Source organism: Ruegeria sp. CL6 (assembly GCF_056536465.1).
Genome location: NZ_JBQFPR010000001.1, coordinates 966,307 through 986,558 on the forward strand (window position 1 = coordinate 966,307; position 20,252 = coordinate 986,558).

At 57.5% G+C, this 20,252-nt stretch carries 21 protein-coding genes; 12 read left to right on the forward strand and 9 right to left on the reverse strand.

From position 1 onward, the window contains the following. Positions 1–25: 25 nt before the first annotated feature. The 6 genes from lnt to miaB form a co-directional block, all read right to left on the reverse strand. On the reverse strand, positions 26–1,522 hold the full coding sequence (gene lnt / locus ACR0LH_RS04800) for an apolipoprotein N-acyltransferase (RefSeq protein WP_480719855.1): 1,497 nt from the start codon (positions 1,520–1,522) through the stop codon (positions 26–28). Next, positions 1,519–2,406, reverse strand: coding sequence for a hemolysin family protein (locus tag ACR0LH_RS04805; protein WP_170565770.1), 888 nt, complete (start codon positions 2,404–2,406; stop codon positions 1,519–1,521). Before ACR0LH_RS04805 ends, lnt begins: the two co-directional genes overlap by 4 nt. A gap of 37 nt (positions 2,407–2,443) precedes the next feature. Next, complete coding sequence (ybeY, locus tag ACR0LH_RS04810) at positions 2,444–2,938, reverse strand: rRNA maturation RNase YbeY (RefSeq protein WP_480719856.1); 495 nt, start codon at positions 2,936–2,938, stop codon at positions 2,444–2,446. A 39-nt stretch (positions 2,939–2,977) separates the two neighbouring features. After that, the gene (locus ACR0LH_RS04815) at positions 2,978–4,000 is read right to left on the reverse strand and encodes a PhoH family protein (protein ID WP_170484409.1); all 1,023 of its coding nucleotides are present in this window, start codon (positions 3,998–4,000) and stop codon (positions 2,978–2,980) included. A gap of 159 nt (positions 4,001–4,159) precedes the next feature. After that, positions 4,160–4,924: an outer membrane protein gene (locus ACR0LH_RS04820; protein ID WP_480719857.1), complete on the reverse strand. Its 765-nt coding sequence runs from the start codon at positions 4,922–4,924 to the stop codon at positions 4,160–4,162. Between the two features lie 180 nt (positions 4,925–5,104). Further along, the gene (gene miaB / locus ACR0LH_RS04825) at positions 5,105–6,424 is read right to left on the reverse strand and encodes a tRNA (N6-isopentenyl adenosine(37)-C2)-methylthiotransferase MiaB (RefSeq protein ID WP_480719858.1); all 1,320 of its coding nucleotides are present in this window, start codon (positions 6,422–6,424) and stop codon (positions 5,105–5,107) included. Positions 6,425–6,544: 120 nt separating this feature from the next. On the opposite strand from miaB, the gene ACR0LH_RS04830 reads away from it, so the two are divergent. Further along, on the forward strand, positions 6,545–7,408 hold the full coding sequence (locus ACR0LH_RS04830) for a hypothetical protein (RefSeq protein WP_480719859.1): 864 nt from the start codon (positions 6,545–6,547) through the stop codon (positions 7,406–7,408). Here ACR0LH_RS04830 and ACR0LH_RS04835 read toward each other — a convergent pair whose 3' ends face one another. Beyond that, positions 7,409–8,218: a phytanoyl-CoA dioxygenase family protein gene (locus tag ACR0LH_RS04835; RefSeq protein ID WP_480719860.1), complete on the reverse strand. Its 810-nt coding sequence runs from the start codon at positions 8,216–8,218 to the stop codon at positions 7,409–7,411. It abuts the gene before it with no gap. A gap of 86 nt (positions 8,219–8,304) precedes the next feature. Here ACR0LH_RS04835 and ACR0LH_RS04840 point away from each other — a divergent pair, with 86 nt between their 5' ends. Continuing rightward, positions 8,305–9,195, forward strand: coding sequence for a LysR family transcriptional regulator (locus ACR0LH_RS04840; RefSeq protein ID WP_480719861.1), 891 nt, complete (start codon positions 8,305–8,307; stop codon positions 9,193–9,195). 2 nt (positions 9,196–9,197) lie between these two features. Here ACR0LH_RS04840 and irrA read toward each other — a convergent pair whose 3' ends face one another. Then, a complete protein-coding gene (gene irrA, locus ACR0LH_RS04845) occupies positions 9,198–9,614 on the reverse strand; it encodes an iron response transcriptional regulator IrrA (RefSeq protein WP_170414104.1) in 417 nt (138 codons plus the stop codon). A 188-nt stretch (positions 9,615–9,802) separates the two neighbouring features. On the opposite strand from irrA, the gene fabA reads away from it, so the two are divergent. From fabA to ACR0LH_RS04860, 3 genes are read left to right on the forward strand one after another with little or no spacing between them, the layout of a single operon-like run. Then, positions 9,803–10,312: a bifunctional 3-hydroxydecanoyl-ACP dehydratase/trans-2-decenoyl-ACP isomerase gene (gene fabA / locus ACR0LH_RS04850; RefSeq protein ID WP_170326986.1), complete on the forward strand. Its 510-nt coding sequence runs from the start codon at positions 9,803–9,805 to the stop codon at positions 10,310–10,312. Positions 10,313–10,343: 31 nt separating this feature from the next. Continuing rightward, the gene (fabB, locus tag ACR0LH_RS04855; protein WP_480719862.1) at positions 10,344–11,573 is read left to right on the forward strand and encodes a beta-ketoacyl-ACP synthase I; all 1,230 of its coding nucleotides are present in this window, start codon (positions 10,344–10,346) and stop codon (positions 11,571–11,573) included. 5 nt (positions 11,574–11,578) lie between these two features. Next, positions 11,579–12,370, forward strand: coding sequence for an enoyl-ACP reductase FabI (locus ACR0LH_RS04860; protein WP_170484396.1), 792 nt, complete (start codon positions 11,579–11,581; stop codon positions 12,368–12,370). Between the two features lie 275 nt (positions 12,371–12,645). Here the strand turns inward: ACR0LH_RS04860 and ACR0LH_RS04865 are convergent, their stop codons facing one another. Next, positions 12,646–13,074 carry an FKBP-type peptidyl-prolyl cis-trans isomerase gene (locus ACR0LH_RS04865; RefSeq protein ID WP_170389544.1) on the reverse strand — a complete coding sequence of 143 codons (429 nt, stop codon included), beginning with the start codon at positions 13,072–13,074 and terminating at the stop codon, positions 12,646–12,648. A 110-nt stretch (positions 13,075–13,184) separates the two neighbouring features. Here ACR0LH_RS04865 and ACR0LH_RS04870 point away from each other — a divergent pair, with 110 nt between their 5' ends. The 7 genes from ACR0LH_RS04870 (at position 13,185) to ACR0LH_RS04900 (ending at position 20,236) form a co-directional block, all read left to right on the forward strand. Next, positions 13,185–13,874, forward strand: coding sequence for a haloacid dehalogenase type II (locus ACR0LH_RS04870; RefSeq protein ID WP_480719863.1), 690 nt, complete (start codon positions 13,185–13,187; stop codon positions 13,872–13,874). Further along, positions 13,871–14,698 (forward strand): alpha/beta fold hydrolase, encoded by an 828-nt coding sequence (locus ACR0LH_RS04875; protein WP_480719864.1) that lies wholly within the window; start codon positions 13,871–13,873, stop codon positions 14,696–14,698. Before ACR0LH_RS04870 ends, ACR0LH_RS04875 begins: the two co-directional genes overlap by 4 nt. After that, positions 14,695–15,669, forward strand: a complete 975-nt coding sequence (locus tag ACR0LH_RS04880; protein WP_480719865.1) for a threonine ammonia-lyase — start codon at positions 14,695–14,697, stop codon at positions 15,667–15,669. Before ACR0LH_RS04875 ends, ACR0LH_RS04880 begins: the two co-directional genes overlap by 4 nt. A 59-nt stretch (positions 15,670–15,728) precedes the next feature. Further along, positions 15,729–16,517: a 3-oxoadipate enol-lactonase gene (gene pcaD / locus ACR0LH_RS04885; RefSeq protein ID WP_480719866.1), complete on the forward strand. Its 789-nt coding sequence runs from the start codon at positions 15,729–15,731 to the stop codon at positions 16,515–16,517. A gap of 23 nt (positions 16,518–16,540) precedes the next feature. Beyond that, positions 16,541–17,266 carry an alpha/beta fold hydrolase gene (locus ACR0LH_RS04890; RefSeq protein WP_480719867.1) on the forward strand — a complete coding sequence of 242 codons (726 nt, stop codon included), beginning with the start codon at positions 16,541–16,543 and terminating at the stop codon, positions 17,264–17,266. Positions 17,267–17,343: 77 nt separating this feature from the next. Continuing rightward, complete coding sequence (locus ACR0LH_RS04895) at positions 17,344–18,543, forward strand: TCR/Tet family MFS transporter (RefSeq protein ID WP_480719868.1); 1,200 nt, start codon at positions 17,344–17,346, stop codon at positions 18,541–18,543. 526 nt (positions 18,544–19,069) lie between these two features. Continuing rightward, complete coding sequence (locus ACR0LH_RS04900; RefSeq protein ID WP_480719869.1) at positions 19,070–20,236, forward strand: TAXI family TRAP transporter solute-binding subunit; 1,167 nt, start codon at positions 19,070–19,072, stop codon at positions 20,234–20,236. The last annotated feature ends 16 nt before the right edge of the window (positions 20,237–20,252 follow it).

Below are 20,252 nucleotides of genomic sequence, written 5' to 3' on the forward strand. Positions count from 1 at the left end.
GCAAAAAGACAGGGTCAATCGGTATTTAAACGTTGCGGTGGCGGGCGTTGCGCCAAAGCAGCGCGAAAGAAACAACCAGCAGCAAGAATACCGGAACGTCCCCCATCCTTGAATAAACTGTGGGTGCCAGAGGGCTGGGGAGCTTCGCATCAATGAACCCCGCCTCTCCCAGCGGAATCGATTTGGTAACACGTCCCAGAGGGTCAATCATCGCCGACACTCCGGTATTGGCGGACCGCATCATGGGCAGACCTTGCTCAACGGCGCGCATCTGCGCTTGCGCGAGATGTTGATAGGGACCGGACCGCGTTCCAAACCAGGCATCGTTGGTTATCTGTAGCAGAAAATCAGCCCTACCCGGAGCGGACAGCACATCCTGTGTGAAGACAGCTTCGTAGCAGATCAAGGGCAAGGCTTTGCCCAGTGCTCCTGCATCCATAAGCGCAGCCCCCGGCCCCGCGCTGAACCCGTTTCCAGTGGTCGCCGCCATTCCGTAAATGCCGAACCGCGCCATGAGATTACCAAGGGGCACGTATTCTCCGAACGGGGCCAGATGATGCTTGTCGTACAGCCCTTGCTGCTGGCCATCCTCATTCAGGTAAATCATCGAGTTGTAGATACGCGGACCATCGCCCCGCTGAATTCCCAGAAACACCGGAGTTCCCTGTGCCGCATCCGCGACAATATCCAGATAGGGCTGCGCACTGCCCAACCATGCAGGCACCGAGGTCTCGGGCCAGACAATCAGATCTGGTCTCGGCTGCGCGGCCGTGAATTCGATCTGACGCGCGAAAAACAGCGGCGCGTAGTCCGGATCCCATTTCTGGTGCTGCGGCGCATTCGGCTGCACAAGGCGCACAACGTGATCCGTTTCGATGACTTCTGGCCGAAGCGCAGCATAGCCGAGGGCAAGGCCGACCGATCCTGCGGTTAGGCACACAGGCACCGCAAATGACCCCCGTTGCGCCAACGCAGCCCCCATAGGAAGTGTCGCCAACAGTGTCAGCGCCCCCAGCCCGTAAGGTCCGACAAGTGACAATACCTGAATAAACGGCGTATCGACCCAAACCTGTGCCACCCCAGCCCAGGGAAATCCAGTCAGAACATAGCCACGGGCGAATTCCGCAAGAGATATCGCAATGGCCAGAAAGATGGTCTGACCAATTGCGCCCTGCCCCGAACGGCGCGTCAGCCAAAAGGCCAGCGCCCAAAACAGCGCGAGCCCTCCCGCCATGAATACAAGCGCGAACGGGGCCATCCAGCCGTGTCGTTCGGCGTCTACGAAGAATGGTTCAGTGATCCAGCTTAGGGCATGGGCGAAGTATCCGGTCGCAAAAGCCCAACCCAGCCAAGCCGCCCGCGCCCGTGTTTCCGTTGCCAAAAACAGTGGGCCCAGAGCAAGCAACGCAGCGATGGGCGCGATCCAAACCCCGTAAGGAGCAAGCCCAAACGCCGCGATCGCGCCCAATACAGCCGCTGATGACAATCTCAACAAATTGGGCAAACCCTTCGCAGGGTTCATGCAACGAGGTCCGGCAACATAACACGCAGGCGTTTGATCCTGCGCGGATCGGCATCAATAACCTCGAACTCGGGTCCTTCGGGGTGCAAGACGACTTCTCCACGCGCGGGAACACGGCCGGACAGCATAAAGACCAGCCCGCCCAACGTGTCGATATCTTCTTCGTCCACATCCTCGTGACTGGTCAGCGAGCGCCCGATCTCGGCTTCAAATTCTTCAAGCGGGACGCGGGCCTGAACCACATAACAACCGGGCTTTTCCTGAACCCAAAGCTGGCTTTCGTCGGCGTCATGCTCATCAGCTATCTCACCGACCACCTGTTCAATCAGATCCTCGATCGTCAGCAATCCGTCAACGCCGCCATATTCGTCGATCACCAGCGCCATGTGACGTCGTTCTGTCTGCATCTTGGTCAGCAAAACGCCAATGGGCATAGACGGGGGCACGAACAACAACGTTCGCAGCATCGACACCAGATCAAAGTCAGAGGACGTTCCGTTGAACCCGTGCGTCAACGCAAAATCCTTGAGGTGCACAAACCCAAGCGGGGTATCCAGTGTGCCCTCATAAACCGGAATGCGCGACAGCCCGCTTTCGCGAAAAACCTGCGCCAGTTCGTCTTTGGTTATGGTCGAGGATACCGAAATGATCTCGGCGGTAGGGATGGCCACGTCTTCGACGCGCATGCGCCGCAGGTTGATCATGCCACGCGGTTGGCTCTTGTCGGTTTCGTGCCCATTGGCCGCAGCAGCCTCTTCGACGTTCTGTGTCGAGAACGCATCCACTATTCGAGAAAAGAAACCCGTTTTCTCTCTTATGTCATTGTCGCCGTCCTTTGGTTGCGCGCCCTGCGCCGCCATAGAACTGCCGTCTGTATCGCCCATTTTCCCATTCCAAATGATCGGCCCAAATTGGCCCGTATTAAACTATATATGGGTTATCAATACCCAGTTTGCCAAGTATCTCGACCTCGACACCTTCCATCAAAGTGGCGTCGGGGTCACGAATGTGATCGTATCCCAGCAAATGCAATGTTCCGTGAACCAGCAAATGTGTCACGTGATCGTCCATATTTTTACCCGCTTCGGCAGCTTCACGTGCGCAGGTATCATAAGATATCGCGATGTCCCCCAGCGCTATTTCGCCGGTGAAATCCGGGCTTGGAAACGCCGGTTCATGCCCGGCGATCTCAGCGGCCAGATCATCGGCTGGCCAGCTTAGAACATTGGTCGGCGTCGGTTTCTCGCGAAATTCGGCGTTCAACTCGGCGATGCGGGCGTCGCCACAGGCCAGCACACTGACCTCGCACAGCTCAGTATCCAGCTTGAAATGGTCCAGCACCGCCTTGATTACGCGCATGGCCAAGGGTTCCAGCCCCTGCCATCGGGCATCTTCAACCGATAGTTCAAGATTCATTCTGTCACATCCAAAGTCCCCGAGGCCGGGCCTCAGAAACTATCCGGTTTCACGGCCCGAGTCCGCCTCATACGCTTCGATGATCGCAGCGACAAGCGGGTGCCGCACAACGTCCTTCGAGGTGAAATAGTTGAAGCTGATGTTTGGGATCGTCTTCAGCAAACGCTCGGCATCGGCCAGACCAGACTGAACCCCGCGCGGTAGATCAACCTGCGAGCGGTCGCCGGTGATCACCATCCGGCTGCCTTCACCCAGTCGGGTCAGGAACATTTTCATCTGCATGGTCGTGGCATTCTGCGCCTCGTCCAGAACAACGAAAGCATTCGCCAGCGTTCGGCCGCGCATAAAGGCAAGCGGCGCAATTTCGATTCGCTTTTCTTCGATCAGCTTGGCCAGTTGCTTGCCGGGAAGAAAGTCGTTCAGCGCATCGTAAAGCGGCTGCATGTAGGGATCGACCTTGTCTTTCATGTCGCCGGGCAGGTAGCCCAGTTTCTCACCCGCCTCGACCGCAGGCCGGCTGAGGATGATGCGATCAACGTGGCCGCCAATGAACATCGACACGCCGACGGCGACGGCCAAATAGGTTTTACCTGTCCCTGCCGGGCCGATTCCAAAAGCCAGCTCGTTGTTGAACAGGGATTGCACATAAGCCTTTTGCGCATCGGTACGCGGCTCAACCAGCTTTTTGCGGGTCTTGATCTCAACCGTGCCACCCTTGAACATTTCAAGTTGGTCACCATCGCGACTACCGGTGCCTTTCTCAGAACCACCCATGCGGAGTTCACGGTCAACGTCGGCCGCCTCGACCTCACGACCACCCTCCAGACGGGTGTAGAGGGCTTGAAGAACCTCAATCGCCTGTTTCTGGGCGTCTTCCTCACCCATCACGACCAACTGGTTTCCGCGGCGCACGATCTGAACCGATAATTTATGCTCAATATCGGTCAGGTTGCGGTCATATTCGCCGCATAAATCAATCAGCAACCGGTTGTCTGGAAATTCAACAAACGCCTCACGCTGGGGCATTTCATTTTGCGGTGGGGTAAGGGCACCGATGGCCAATCCGTTCTCCTGTCTTGGCGTTTCATCCTGAGCGTAGACAACATTTCTTGGTGGGTGCAAGCCACAGTTTCAAATTTTCCTCAACTGTTGGCAAAACCGCCGATCGACCGCTGAACCAGGTCGGATTTCAAACTTAGCAAAACAGGCTGTGAAGCGACCTTAGAAACGGTAATTCAATCCGAATCTCAATCCGCGATACCGCGGCGTGGACCGCGTCGAAAACCCGTTGTCAAAAACAACATCCTTTGCATCAAACTGAACATATTCATACTCTCCGGTAATCGACCAGTTTTCGTTCAGATTGTGTTCGGCACCGATGCTTGCCGAAAAGCCATTGCGCGAGTCGTTGTTCTCAAAGAATTGGGGAGTTGTGCCCACGGACAAGCTGTTGGTGGTTTTGACGTCGCCGTTCACATACCCGACGGACAGGAAATACAGCACCGTGCCACTTTTATTCGTCAGGCCATTGCGAAACCGAATCGAAAACACGTCCGAAATCTCTGACCCTCCGGTGACAGTGACGCCGCTTACCTGCGTCGTGACGTCGTCACCCAAAGAACCAAGGTCAAACCCAAGTTCAAAACCGTAGACATAATCCCGGCCCTGCCTGGCTGGCAAAACACCCCGCCAACCGGCCCGAATGCCGCCATACGAACCGCTCAGGTCCAGTTCGCCAATGGCAAAAGTATCGGACGGAGTAGTAAGTCCGAACCTGTCGGTTCCGCCGGTCGCAAACCCGCCGGTCACGCCCAGATAAAACGCGCTGACATCGCCGCCAAATCGCTTGGGGCTGACGATGGCAGGATCAGAAACCCCCGCGTCCAGATTGCCTGCGACTGTGGCGCTGGAAAATGCGAACATGGAACCCATGAAGACAAGAAGCAGCTTTATGTTCGACTTGAATACTTGCGTCAGGACTTTCACTCGCACACTCCATAGCCCCACGCCCGATCTGTGGGGCGCTACAAAAAAGTATTTGGGGCCGCCAGAGCCGTAGCCCCCTAATAAGTATGACTTTTCTCGGAACATAGTTCCAAGTGATAAATCAAGGGTAAATTTAGGAGCGCGATTCAACTATGACGCAACGGCGTTTGTTAAACCCTATTAAAGCAACTCGCCCGCAAGCGAGTTGGAACCGGAATCGGTGATACGCACGTCCCGTAGTTCTCCGATCTCAACATCGGCATCCGAGACGTGAACCGAATGAAGATACTCGGATTTCCCGACCATCTGGCCTGGTAGTCGCCCCGCTTTTTCAAACAAAACGCTGACTTTACGACCCACCATCGAATCCTGAATTTCGCGCTGGTGCCGCGTGATCATGGCCTGAAGGCGCTGTAGGCGGTCATCCGCCACCTCAGGATCAACCTGAGACCGCTCGGCCGCAGGCGTTCCGGGGCGCGTGGAATACTTGAACGAATACGCATAGCCGTATTTGACCTGTTCAACCAAATCCAGCGTGGCCTGAAAATCCTCGTCCGTCTCCTCTGGGAAGCCGACGATGAAGTCGCCGGACATCATGATATCGGGCCGGGCTTGGCGGATGCGTTCGATCAAGCGCAGGTAACTTTCCGCCGTATGGCTGCGGTTCATCCGTTTGAGGATACGGTCCGAACCTGACTGAACCGGAAGGTGCAAATACGGCATCAGCTTGTCACAGGTTCCATGTGCCTCAATCAGATCATCGGCCATGTCGTTTGGATGCGACGTGGTGAAGCGGATGCGCTCCAGCCCGTCGACCTTGTTCAGTTCCCAGATCAAACCCGCCAGCGTCATATCGCCATTCGGTCCGGCCCCGTGATAGGCGTTCACGTTCTGACCCAGCAGCGTGATCTCGCGCACGCCGCGCTCTACCAGATCCTGCGCCTCGCGAATGATGCGATCGGCAGGGCGACTGACCTCGGCCCCACGAGTGTAAGGCACCACGCAGAACGCGCAGAACTTGTCGCAGCCCTCTTGAACGGTCAGAAACGCTGTGGGGCCGCGCTTGGCCTTGGGGCGGTTCTTGAGTTTCTCGAACTTGTCTTCTTCGGGGAAATCGGTGTCCAGCGCTTTGACGCCTTCGCGGGTCTTCGCCTCCATCTCGGGCAGGCGGTGATAGCTTTGCGGACCAACAACCAGATCGACCAAAGGCTGACGGCGGATAATCTCCTCACCCTCGGCCTGCGCCACACAGCCAGCCACACCGATCTTGAGGTCCGGCTTTTCGGCCTTCAAACCCTTGAACCTGCCCAGTTCGGAATAGACCTTTTCCGCAGCTTTTTCCCGGATGTGGCAGGTATTCAGCAGAATCATATCCGCGTCTTCAGGTGTCTTTGTTTCGACATAGCCCTGACCACCCATCGTCTCGGCCATACGCTCGCTGTCATAGACGTTCATCTGACAACCATAGGTCTTGATGTACAGCTTTTTAGGTTCCGACATGGGTCTGGCCTTTGCGTTCGCGGGATCGGCGTCATCTATACCCAACGAACGCCGCTTGCAATGCCCGCGCGATTACCCGATTTTGGCGGGAAATTCCAGCAATGCGAAACCAGGCAGGCAATGCAGTACGACACTCTCTCCTCTTTCCTGCGAACCGGTACGGCAGCCTTGGCAAAGGGTCCTGTCGCGCTGATTTTTGCCGAAGACACCGCCGAGATTGACGGCACCATCCGCCACCACCTGAATTTGGGCTTCAAATCCCTGATCGCCTTCATGCCGCAGGAATTCAAAGTGGACCCGGATCTTGAGGACCGCATCCACCGCGTCACCCTGACCTGTGCGCCGCGCGCCGCAGTATTTGAAACGATCAACAGGATAATCGAGGCAGCCCCCGGCGTCTGGTTGTACTACTGCTACAACGCCGAGTACCTGTTTTTCCCGTTCTGTGAAACGCGGACGATCGGCGAATTGCTGGCCTTTCACTCGGAAGAACGCAGGAACTCCATGCTGAGCCATGTTGTCGACCTGTATGCGGAAGACCTGACAGACTCTCCTCACGGCGTTTGCCCAGAACGCGCGTTGCTGGACAGCACCGGATACTACGCCCACACCCGTCACGATGCCGAGGGCCAGCCACTGGAGCGTCAGCTTGATATGTCCGGCGGTCTGCGCTGGAGGTTTGAAGATCATATCCCCTACGAACGGCGCCGTATCGACCGGATCGCATTGTTCCGCGCGCAAAAGGGGCTTGAACTTCGGCCTGACCACACGTTCAACGAACCGGAATACAACACCTATTCGTGCCCTTGGCACCACAACCTGACTGCGGCTGTTTGTTCGTTTCGCGCGGCCAAGGCTTTGAAGAAAAACTCTGGCTCCACCTTTGATATTCGCTGTTTTCGTTGGCAGAACTCTGTCCCGTTCCAGTGGTCGTCCCGTCAACTTCTGGACTTGGGGCTGATGGAGACCGGACAGTGGTTCTGATCAACCCCGAACCGGCCGCTCAAGCAGCATGGGAAACCAGTCTTCTCTCAGCCGCTGACCTGCCGTCATGTCATGCCCCGGAAACGGAGGCGAGGTTCGTCCGGGCCGTTCGACATACCGCGCGTCATCGCCGACCAGACGCAGCGAGAACGCACGGCGGCGGCTGTCCGACTGATTTCCACGCGCACCATGCAGCGTGCGAAAATTGAACGCCACCGCGTCCCCGGGCTGCATCTCATATTCCACGACGTTCATACCTTCGGCATCCGGGTCCGGGACCGGGATGTATTGACCTTCATCCGGGAAAAACCCTTCCTCAGACACCCAGCGGGTCGGCAAAACCTCATTCTTCCACCGATGCGACCCGGCCACGCATCGCAGCGTCGCCCGAGACACCGGGTCCAGCGGAGACCAGAAGCTGATCGTTTGCTGCCCATCGACAAAGTAATACGGCCCGTCCTGATGCCACGGTGTTGCCATCGACGTACCGGGCTCTTTGACCAGAACGTGATCGTGGAACATTTGCACGGATTGCGACTGCATCAGATCAGCCGCCACCTCGGCCGCTGGTGAGTTTTGGACCACGTCCTGAAACTGTTCGATCCGTGACCAGTTGCAATAATCGTCAAAGAAAAGGCCGGTCTCCCCCTTCTTTTTGTTGTTAGACGCATAAGGGCCGGGATCGGCCATATTCGCTTCGACGCCTTGGCGTAGGGTATCAACAAAATCTGCAAACAGCCCTTTGATCAGAACAACGCCGTCCTGCTGATAGGTGTCGATCATTTCCTGCGTAACCAAAGGGTGTGACATGGCGGTCTCCGTGAGGGTGATGCGCTGATCTGCACATGGCTCGCCCCTCTGTTCAAATCATATCTTTCAAAGATAGACTTAACTTCATGTTATATATTTCTTTGCGCCAATACGAATATGTCTGCGCCATCGGCAGGCACGGCAGCCTGTCGGCTGCTGCCCAACACTTGAACGTTTCGCAACCGGCCCTGTCGAACGCATTGACTCGGGTCGAGGAACAGTTGGGGTACCCGCTATTCAGCCGCAAACGCGGCGCAGCTATGGCCCTGACCCCTCAGGGGCGCAGCTTTATTGAAGATGCCGAAGCACTGTTGGCCGGGGCCGCTCGACTCGAAAACGCACGTGGCACTGATTCTGCAAAAGGACGGCTTTGCCTGGGTTGCTTCGGTGATCTTGCCCCGTTTTTGCTGGCAAAGGCTCTGCGCCACCTGCGGAACGGCCTGCCAGAAATTTCCGTAAGCTATCTGGTGGATGATTTTGAGGGGCTGATTTCAGGACTCGTCAGCGAACAGATCGATCTGGCGCTGACGTATGGGCTGACGCTGGACGCCTCTTTTACTGCGACGACCTTGTTTACACGTACCCCAAACGCTGTGATGTCGCCGGTTCACCCCTTGTCGGGGCGCAAGAAAGTTTCACTGCAAGATGTGGCAGCCTTCCCTCTGATCCTATCGGACGAAGGGCTTTCGGCGCAGCATTTCTTAGGCCTGTTTCAGCGGATCGGCCAACGGCCAACGATCGCGCACCGAGCAGCCTCGCTTGAAATCCAACGCAGCTTCGCGGCCAACAACGAAGGGATAGCCCTCAGCTACGCGAGTATTCCCGCCCTGACCAGTTATGACGGCATGCCGCTGGTCAGCCTACCCGTATCCGATCAGATCGCGGCAGAACCCGTCGTATTGGCAAGACATGGCACTGGGCCGATGGACCCTCACACGGAAAAGGCCGAGCGTTTGCTGACTGAGCTAATAACGTAAGGTTATTTCTTCCGAAGGCGGATCACCACGTCAACGGACGCGATTTCAACCCCTTCGGGTGCTTCGGGCAGGCGATGAATCACCAATTCTTCTGATGGCGCATCGCTCAGCCGACCTTCGTCCTCCCAGAAAAAGTGAGGATGGTCATGCGTATTGGTATCGAAATAGCTTTTCGACCCGTCCACCGTGATTTCCTGCAAAACCCCCGCATCGCAGAACGCGCGCAGTGTGTTGTAAACCGTCGCCAAGGAAACGGCGTCACCGTTCTTTTTGGCCGATTCAAAAAGGCTTTCCGCCGTCACATGCCGATGACGGCCATCCCCCACCAGCAATTCGGCCAAAGCCACACGCTGACGCGTCGGGCGCAGTCCGGCGTGAACCAACCAATTCGTAGCGATGCTTTGGCTTTCAGGTGTCATGAATCCGATACCATTTCGTTGCTGAGGTATATATAAGTGCGCTGGTCAGGTAATTTCAAATGAAATTCATTCGCAAAGAATAGTCTGAACACAACATGATATGGGCCACCGCTCTTGCAGGACCTTGCATGCGGGTGCTAGACGAGGCCAGATTAAACGAACAGACCCCTGGCAGGAGAGGCGGCAGAATGGCCCAATTCCCGAGCAGCTTTGATAAGGACGATCTGCTGAAATGCGCCCGTGGCGAACTATTTGGCCCCGGTAACGCGCAGTTGCCTGCACCACCGATGCTGATGATGGATCGGATCACCGACATCTCGGCCGATGGCGGCGCGCATGGCAAGGGCCACGTTCTGGCCGAATTCGATATCACTCCGGATTTGTGGTTCTTTGACTGCCACTTCCCCGGAAACCCGATCATGCCCGGATGTCTGGGCCTGGACGGTCTGTGGCAGCTGACCGGCTTCAACCTCGGTTGGCGCGGCTGGCAGGGGCGCGGCATGGCTGTGGGCGTGGGCGAGGTCAAACTGACCGGCATGGTGCGCCCGGACCGCAAGATGCTGACCTATAAAATTGACTTCAAGAAAGCGATCCAGACTCGTCGCCTGACAATGGGCGTGGCGGATGGAATCGTCGAAGCGGACGGTGAAATGATCTACGACGTCAAAGATATGAAAGTCGTATTGTCTGAAGCCTAAGCCTGACCGGGCCGAAATAAGGAGCACGCACATGCGTCGAGTAGTTGTCACCGGTTTGGGGGTCGTGTCCTCCATCGGGAACAATGCCCAAGAGGTTCTGGCCTCTCTCAGAGCTGGCAAGTCCGGCATCGAGGCCAATGACCAGATGGTTGAACACGGCTTTCGCAGCCAGATCGCCGGGTCACTCAAAATCGACGTGTCCGAGCACGTCGACAAGCGCACGCTGCGCTTCATGGGCCCAGGTGCGGCCTATGCCCATATCGCCATGAATCAGGCGATCGCCGATTCCGGTCTGACCGAAGAACAGGTCGTTAACCCGCGCACAGGTCTTGTCGCAGGCTCAGGCGGGCCATCGACCAGCGCAATGCTGACAGCGCATCAGACAGTGCTGAAAAACGGCGCGACCAAGCGGATCGGGCCGTTCGCCGTACCCAAGTGCATGTGCTCGACCATTTCAGCCAACCTTGCGACGGCGTTCAAGATCAAGGGAATCAACTACTCGATCACGTCGGCCTGTTCGACCTCTTTGCATTGCATCGGGAACGCGGCAGAACAGATCATGCTGGGCAAGCAGGACGTCATGTTCGCAGGCGGCGGCGAAGAACTGGACTGGACCCTTTCCTGCCTGTTCGACGCGATGGGCGCGATGTCGTCGAAATACAACGACACGCCCGAGAAAGCCTCGCGCGCGTTCGATCAGAATCGCGATGGTTTCGTGATCTCGGGCGGCGGCGGTATCGTCGTGCTGGAAGATCTGGATCACGCTCTGGCCCGTGGCGCAAAGATTTACGCCGAGGTCACAGGCTATGCTGCAACGTCTGATGGTCACGACATGGTTGCCCCGTCCGGCGAAGGCGGTGAACGCGCCATGCGTCTGGCCTTGGGCACCCTGCCCGAGGGTCGGAAGGTCGGCTATATCAACGCCCACGGAACATCGACCCCGGTCGGAGACGTAGGCGAGGTCGAAGCCGTGCGGCGAATCTTTGGCGAAGGCAACGTGCCTCCGATTTCCTCGACCAAGTCGATGACGGGCCACGCGCAGGGGGCGGCAGGCGCGCTCGAGGCTATTTTCTGCCTGCTGATGTTGCACCACGACTTCATTACGCCGTCGATCAATGTCGACACTCTTGCCGAAGGCATCCTGCCCGGTGAAATTGCAACTCAAGTTGTTGAAAATGCAGGTTTGGACAGTGTCATGACCAACAGCTTCGGCTTTGGCGGCACGAACGGGTCCATGGTTCTGTCCAAGTATAACGGGTGAAAGTGATGTCGGATCTTCTTAAGGGCAAACGCGGCCTAGTTATGGGCGTGGCGAATGACCGCTCGATTGCGTGGGGTATTGCCAAAGCCATGCATGAGGCCGGCGCAGAGCTTGCCTTTACCTATCAGGGCGAAGCATTCGGCAAGCGGCTAGAGCCGCTGGCCCAAAGCCTCGGCAGTGATTTCATGGTAGATGCCGATGTCACCGATGACGCCTCGCTGGACCGAGCGTTTGCGGAACTGGGCGAACGCTGGCCGACGATTGATTTCGTGGTTCATGCCATTGCCTATTCGGACAAGTCCGAACTGACGGGCCGGTTTCTGAACACCACACGGGCGAATTTCAAACACTCGATGGATGTGTCGGCCTATTCTTTCATCGAGGTTGCGCGCCGCGCCTATCCGTTGATGAAAGACAATGGCGGCACGTTGCTGACGCTGACGTATCAAGGCTCGAACCGTGTGGTTCCGAATTATAACGTCATGGGCGTGGCCAAAGCCGCGCTGGAATCTGCGACGCGCTATCTGGCGAATGATCTTGGCCCCGAGGGTATCCGTGTCAACGCTATCTCGCCCGGCCCGATGAAGACACTGGCTGGTGCTGCCATTGGCGGTGCGCGCAAGACCTACAAGTTCTGCGACCAAAACGCGCCGATGCGCTCGAACGCGACGCTTGAGGCTGTGGGCGGCACTGCTGTCTATCTGGCGTCAGATGCGGGCGCATGTACGTCGGGCGAAATCGTTCGGGTCGACGGAGGCTTCCACGTTCTGGGAATGCCACAGCCTGATTTCATGTGACCTGATCTTTCCCTGCCGGTGCCAAGATTTGACCATCTTTCACCGGCAGTGATAGCGGCATGAGCAAAGCCGAACACATAGTTGCAAGCAGCCCACGCGTCTCTCGCTCCCGCCGAAAGCCGGGATTTTTGGGGCTTCGTGGTCGCGTTACGTTGCTGACCCTAACAACGCTGTTGATGCTGTTTGTATTCTGCACGCAACCGCATGTTCGCGCCGCTTTTGTGTCCTGGACCAGCCTGCTGACAGGCTGATCCCCGTTGTCCCCTGAGACGGATTCAGTTGATGGCGACGACCTCAATATCAAAAATCAGATCCTGACCCGCCAGCGGGTGGTTTGCGTCCAGCGTTACCGTCGCTTCGTCCGCCTCGACCACGGTCACCGGCAAAACCTGCCCGTCAGGAGCCTGCATCTGCAGTTGCGAACCCGGTTCCAGCGGAATGTCGTCCGGGATGCCTTCGCGCGGAATGCTCTGACGCATCGCGGGATTGATCGGGCCATAGGCATCCGCACAAGCGATCTCGACCCGCTTTTTCTCGCCCACTGACAAGCCCGGCATAGCGCTATCGAGTCCGGGAATAATCTGACCCGAGCCGACGACGAATTCCAACGGGTCACGCCCATCCGAGCTGTCAAAGACTTTGCCGTCCAACAACGTCCCGGTGTAGTGAATGCGAACCGTGTCGCCTTGCTTGATTGCGGTCATATTGGCCTCCGGCCTGAAAAAGGAATAAGCGGCCAACCCTAGGGTGTGACACAGCATTGTAAACCCTTCGCTCATTTGCCAACCTGCGCCGGACGAATGGAGGGGATCACATGCCGATCAAAACCTGCGTTTTCGACGCCTATGGAACGCTGTTCGACGTCGCGGCGGCCGCACGTCAGGCTGCTGCCGAACCCGGCTTTGAAGCATTGCAGAAGAAATGGCCGGAATTGGCCAATTATTGGCGATTGAAACAGTTGCAATACACGTGGTTGCGCGCAGTTGCCGATGCCCACGCAGATTTCTGGGATGTCACGCAAGACGGGTTGGATTGGGCGCTTGAGGCAACCGGCTTGGACGGAAATAGCACGCTGCGACAGCGGCTCTTGGACTTGTACTGGCAGTTGCAGGCATACCCCGAAGTCCCCGAGATGCTGCGCGCGCTGAAAGCCGGAGGGTTGCAAACCGCCATCCTGTCCAACGGCTCCCCGCCAATGCTTGACGGCGCAGTAAAGTCCGCAGGCATCGGGGACGTGCTGGACGATGTCTTGTCGGTCGAAAGCGTTGGCGTCTTTAAACCCCACGCAAGCGTTTATGATCTTGTGCAGGGCAGGTTCGGCGGCGAGCGGGACGAAATCCTGTTCGTCAGCTCTAACGGGTGGGACGCGGCCGGGGCGTCCGGCTACGGCTTTACCACCGCATGGGTTAACCGAGCGGGTGAGCCGGTGGACCGCTTGCCATGGAAGCCCGCACATGTTCTGACCGACCTGACGACGATCCCCCAACTGGCTGGACTTGAATGACTTTTTTCACCACGACGGACGGCAGAAGCATCTATTTCAGCGACAAGGGCGCGGGCCAGCCGGTGCTATGTCTGGCGGGCCTGACCCGTTGCAGCCGGGACTTTTCGTTCTTGGCACCGCATCTGACGGGTATGCGGATGATCACCATGGACTACCGCGGTCGCGGCAACTCGGACCGCGACCCCGACTATATGAATTACAATATCTTTCGCGAATCCCATGACGCGATCGAATTGCTGGATCTCCTCGGTCTCGACAAGGTTTCGGTGATCGGAACATCCCGGGGCGGCTTGATCGCAATGGCGCTTGCCGCCAGCCACCCCGAGCGTCTGTCAGCCGTGGTTCTCAACGATGTCGGACCGGTTCTGGAACTGTCCGGCATCGCCAAGATCATGGACTACGTTGGCAAACAGCCCGTGTCCAAAACCTATGACGAGGCCGCAAACGTCCTGCAGCAGTTTATGGAGCCGACTTTCCCCGGCGTCCCTTTGCAGCGTTGGCGACAACAGGCCGAAATCCAGTACGAACAGACGGGCGACGGGCTTGCGATGCGGTATGACCCTGCGCTGCGCACCGCATTACTTGAACAGGCGGCGACGGGGGCTGTCCCGGATATGTGGATGTTTTTCGAGGCGCTTCGGGACACGCCAACCGGCGTGATACGGGGCGAGAATTCGGACATACTTGGCAAGGATACGCTGACGGAAATGCACAAGCGCCACCCCGGTCTTATCTCGGCAGAGATACCAGATCGCGGGCACGCCCCGTTTCTGGACGAACCCCAATCGCTTGACCTCATTCACAAGGTATTGGACGCTGTATGAGCTCGCTTGACCTGATCGAAGCCGCGGCCGAGCGGTTAAAAGGCCACGTTCGGGAAACTCCGATCCTGACCTCTCCGTTTCTGGATGAAATCGCGGGGCGTCGTGTTCTGGTGAAACCGGAATGTCTGCAACACACTGGCAGCTTCAAGTTTCGCGGGGCGTGGTCGGCGATTTCGGCCCTCAGCGAAGCGGATCGCAGGCGCGGTGTGATTGCCTATTCCTCGGGGAACCACGCGCAGGGTGTTGCCCATGCCGCTGCTTTGCACGGTACGTCGTCGGTCATTGTCATGCCGTCGGATGCGCCGCAGTTGAAGATCAACAATACCCGCGCGTTGGGCGGCGAGGTTGTCCTTTATGATCGCGCAAATGAAAGCCGGGAAGACATTGGCGAGGCGCTTGCATCCGAACGTGGCCTGACCCTGATCCGCCCCTATGATGAGCCGCAGGTGATCGCAGGACAAGGCACAACCGGCCTTGAAATCGCACGGCAAGCCGCGACCTTGGGCGTTGAACAAGCCGATGTTCTGGTGTGCTGCGGCGGCGGTGGGCTTACATCAGGTATCGCGCTGGCGCTTGAAGGGCATGCCCCGGGCCTGCGCGCCCAACCGTGCGAGCCCGAGGGGTTCGACGATGTGAAACGCTCTCTGGCGACCGGGCGCATACAGAACAACGCCGCGTCGTCGGGAAATATCTGCGATGCGATCCTGACACCGCAGCCGGGCCAAATCACCTTTCCGATCTTGAAACGGCTGTGCGGACCGGGGTTTTCCGTCACCGAAGAAGAAGCGATGCAGGCCATGGCGCTTGCTTTTCTGCGCCTCAAGATTGTGTTGGAACCGGGCGGTGCGGTATCATTGGCCGCAGCCCTTTTCCGCAGCGATGAAATCAAGGGCGACGCGGTGATAGTTGTTGCATCGGGGGGCAATACGGACCCCGAAGTCTTTGGGAAAGCACTGGAATTCCTGACCTGACAGCGGATACCAGATAAGTCAGGTTGTGAATTCCACGTGTGACGAATGGGGATTAAGTCATGCAAATAGCAACGCTTGGGGACGTCAATATTCACTACCGTGTCGACGGTGACCCGAACGGCGCACCTGTGGTTTTCGCCAATTCTCTGGGTACCGACCTGCGCCTGTGGGATGCCATGCTGCCACATTTGCCGCCGGGTCTTCGGATCATCCGGTATGACAAACGCGGGCATGGCCTGTCGTCCTGCCCACCCGCGCCGTATTCGATGGGGGCACTGATCCGCGACGCCGAAGCCCTGCTGGACCTTCTTGAGGTTCGGGATTGTGTTTTCGTCGGCCTGTCCATCGGCGGTTTGATTGCGCAGGGGCTTGCCGTGAAGCGCATGGATCAGGTTCGCGCCTTGGTCCTGTCAAACACGGCTGCAAAGATCGGCACGCCCTCAATCTGGCAAGACAGGATGAACGCGGTGCGTGAGGGCGGGATCGAAGCGCTGGCTGATGCCACGATGGAGCGGTGGTTTTCAAAACCATTTCAAGCGTCCCCGGACCACTTGCTTTGGCGAAACATGATGGTGCGCCAGCCTGCGGACGGCTATCTGGGCTGCTGTGCCGCCATCTCGGGAACTGATTTCTACACGCCAACAAGCGGCCTGAGATTGCCAACGCTTGGCATTGCGGGCAGTGAAGACGGCTCGACCCCGCCCGATCTGGTACGCGAAACCATCGACCTGATCCCCGGCTCACGGTTCGAGCTGATGCGCAGGGCTGGCCATCTTCCTTGTGTCGAACAACCTGTCGAATACGCGGCCCTGCTTGAGAGGCTCATGGCCGACATAGGACATATTTAGAAGTATTTTGAAGGAGCAGTATTTTGGCGGATTTCCTGTTGGTCCATGGCTCGTGCCATGGTGCGTGGTGCTGGCGCGACGTGATCCCGGCGCTGGAACATCTGGGCCACTCGGCGCGCGCGATCGACTTGCCCAGCCACGGCTCGGACCCGACCCCGACCTCAGAGGTGACGCTGGAAAGTTGCCGCGACGCCGTTCTGTCCGCCAGTTCACCACAGACCATTATCGTCGGGCATTCCTGGGGCGGCTATCCAATCAGTGCAGCAGCCGAGGCTGACCCGAATGGCATGAAGGCGCTGGTTTATCTGTGCGCATATGTCCCCCAAGATGGTTTGTCGATGATCGAGATGCGCCGGAATTCGCCAAGGCAGACGATCAGCGACGCGGTCGAGAAATCCGCAGATGGTTTGTCCTATTCCGTCAAGCCGGATCGCGTTCAGGCGCTGTTTTATCACGACTGCCCTGCTTCCACCGTGCCATACGCGCTGGCGCGCCTGTGTCCGCAGGCCATCGCACCGCAAGATACGCCCTTGCCTCTGGGCGACCGCTACGCCCGCGTACCCAAGGCGTATATCTGCGCGTCGGATGATCGAACAATTCCAGCCGAATATCAGGAAGAAATGAGCCGCGCCGTGCCTGCCAAAATGCGGCACACAATCGCAAGCTCGCACTCTCCTTTCTTTTCGCACCCGCGCAAACTGTCCGAAACCCTGCTCCAGATCGTCGACACTTTGCCAGACACTCCGTGACTTCGTTCTTATCGGGTGTTTTCTAAATCACCCGACTATGGTTAGGGTTCCGGCATAGTGTCATATATCCGGTTTCCATGCGCCTGCCCTTTCTCTTTGTCCTGATGACAGTCATGATCGACGCAATGGGCATCGGTCTGGTTCTTCCAATCATGCCCGAACTGATCGTCGAGGTTCAGGGCGGAACGCTGGCAAGTGCAGCAATCTGGGGTGGAATTCTGAGCACGGCATTTGCAGCAATGCAATTCGTGTTTGGGCCCATTCTCGGGAATCTCTCGGATGCTTACGGTCGCCGAATTGTTCTGCTGGTATCCCTGTTTGTCATGTCCCTTGACTATGTCGTCATGGCGCTTGCGGGCAGTATCTGGCTATTGCTGGCAGGGCGTATCGTCGGAGGCGTCACTGCCGCAACACACGCCACGGCAGCAGCATTTATGGCAGACGTGTCCAAACCCCATGAAAAGGCCGCGAATTTTGGCCTTCTCGGAGCAGCATTTGGTGTAGGTTTCGTTCTGGGTCCCGTGGTCGGAGGGTTGCTGAGCGAATACGGCACCCGCGCGCCCTTCTGGGCCGCTGCGCTCCTCTCAGCGCTGACATTTGCAATCGGCCTGTTTGTCATGCCGGAAACTGTGACGGACAAAACCCGACGGTCCTTTAGCTTGCGCAGGGCGAACCCGGTCAACTCGCTTCGCGCGATTGCTGCGCTGCCGGGCATACGCCCAATGCTGTGGGTCTATTTCCTGTATTCCGTCTCGATCTATGTCTACCCTGCAATCTGGGCCTATTTCACCACCGAGCGGTTCAGCTGGTCGCCGCAAATGATCGGGCTGTCGCTGGGCGTCTATGGGATTGGGATGGCGGCCGTTCAAGGCGGGTTGATCCGCCCGGCGACCCGGTATCTGGGCGAGCGCGTTACGATCATCTACGGCATGGTATTTGAGATCGGCAGTTTTGTCGTTCTGGCGTTCCTCACGAACGGTTTTATCGCACTGATGCTGATCCCCGTCACGGCATTGGGTGCCGTCGTAACCCCAGCGCTGCAAGCCTTGACCTCTCGCGCCACACCGGATTCGCAGCAAGGAGAACTACAGGGCGTTCTAACGTCGTTACATGCCTTGTCGATGGTCATATCACCTCTGCTGATGACCAGCGTCTTTGCCCATTTTGCCCGACCTGAAACAGCGTTTTACCTGCCGGGCGCACCTTTTCTGCTGGCGATGGTGCTAATGATCATTGGGTTTGCACTGTTTTTGAGGTCGCGACCCGTTACCCCATGAAAAACTTTCCAAATTTCTTGGGGAGAGTGCACGCCGCGATTTGACCTGTTCGGACAATCTGTCGGCTTCACTCCATACCGGGCGAATGAACGGGCACGTCCGCAGACATACAAATGAATAGTTAATATAGGATTTTGTTTGTATGAGCGAAATCCACCTTCCGACTATGCTGTTTGAAAGCTCGAATGAGCTTGATCATCCAGCGGCTGGGCGGTCCTCCAGGCAAGCGCCTGCGACGATCACAACAGGCGCTTGATGAGGTAGCGGCAGCACGAGGGGAGGTGCGTTTGTCGAACTAGGTGCAGAAAAGATCCCAACAAAAGCGGCATTATCTATCGCTTGGGACGAGAATGCTCGGCACGGTTTTCCTGGCAGCCGGAGACTGCTTTAACAACCGTTCCGAACTAGCCTCAAGCTTTGTTTGTCGCCGCAAGCTGTTGAGCGGACAACGCCATTTCCAGGAGTTCACAAGGCTCGTCGAAATCGGCCGAAAAACCGCAGACATGTTAGGCAACGGAGGAGAAAGATGCTTACACGAAAACTATTGGCTGCAGCGGCGTGCTCGGTCACCGGGACTTGGGCGGTGGCGGGCGAAATAGAATTGCCCACCCAAATCACCTGGACGGCTTACGGCACTGGGTCCGCAGGCTACAACCAATCCGTCGCCATCGGCGCTGCGATGCAAGAAGCGCTGGGCGTCAACCTTCGGGTTTTGCCGGGCAAAAACGACATCGCGCGGACCGAACCTCTGCGGCAGGGCAAAGTACAGTTTTCTGCCAACGGCGTCGGCGGCTCTTTCATGGCGCAGGAAGGCGTGTTCCAGTTCGGTGCAGAAAACTGGGGGCCGCAGCCGGTTCGTATTTTGGCGGCCAACAATGGCGGAACATTTGGCCTGACCCTCGCGGTCGCGGCTGAGGCTTGTGAAAAGGCAGGCAAGCCCGGATGCGAAGGCTTTGAATACTCGGACCTCAAAGGGATGCGTGTGGCCTGGATCAAAGGTGCCCCTGCATTGAACGTCAACAACGAAGCATATCTGGCGTATGGCGGTCTCACCTGGGATGATGTCGAGATTGTTGAATTCGGCGGATACGGAGACTCTTGGGTTGGCATGATTGACGGAACGGTCGATGCAGCCTTTGCGACCACGACCTCGGGCCGGGTTTACGAAGCAGTTTCGTCGCCGCGCGGTGTGTACTGGCCACCGATTGACCCGAACAATTCCGAAGGATTGGATCGGATGCTGGCCATTGCGCCGTTCTTCTCGCCAATCACGGCCACGGCCGGGGGCAACATTGATGACACCGACGGGGTCCAAACCGCAGGATACGCCTATCCGGTTCTCATGACGTATGTCGATCAGGACGAAGCTCTGACATACAACATGACCAAGGCGCTTCACGAACTGTACGACAAATACACCGGCAACGCGCCCAGCGTCGACGGATGGGCGATCGACAAGCAGAACTTCACATGGGTCGCTCCCTACCACGAAGGCGCAATCCGCTATTATCAGGAACTGGGCCTTTGGACCGACGAAGCGCAGGCCCACAATGACAAGCTGATCGAACGCCAGTCGTTGCTGCAAAAAGCCTGGGAAGAGCTGAAAGCCGAAGGGCCGGACAACTGGCAAGAAGCCTGGGAGCAAAAGCGCCGCGACGCCCTGGAAGCCGGTGGCTTTGAGGTGGTTTTCTAAAGGTCGCGAACCCGAA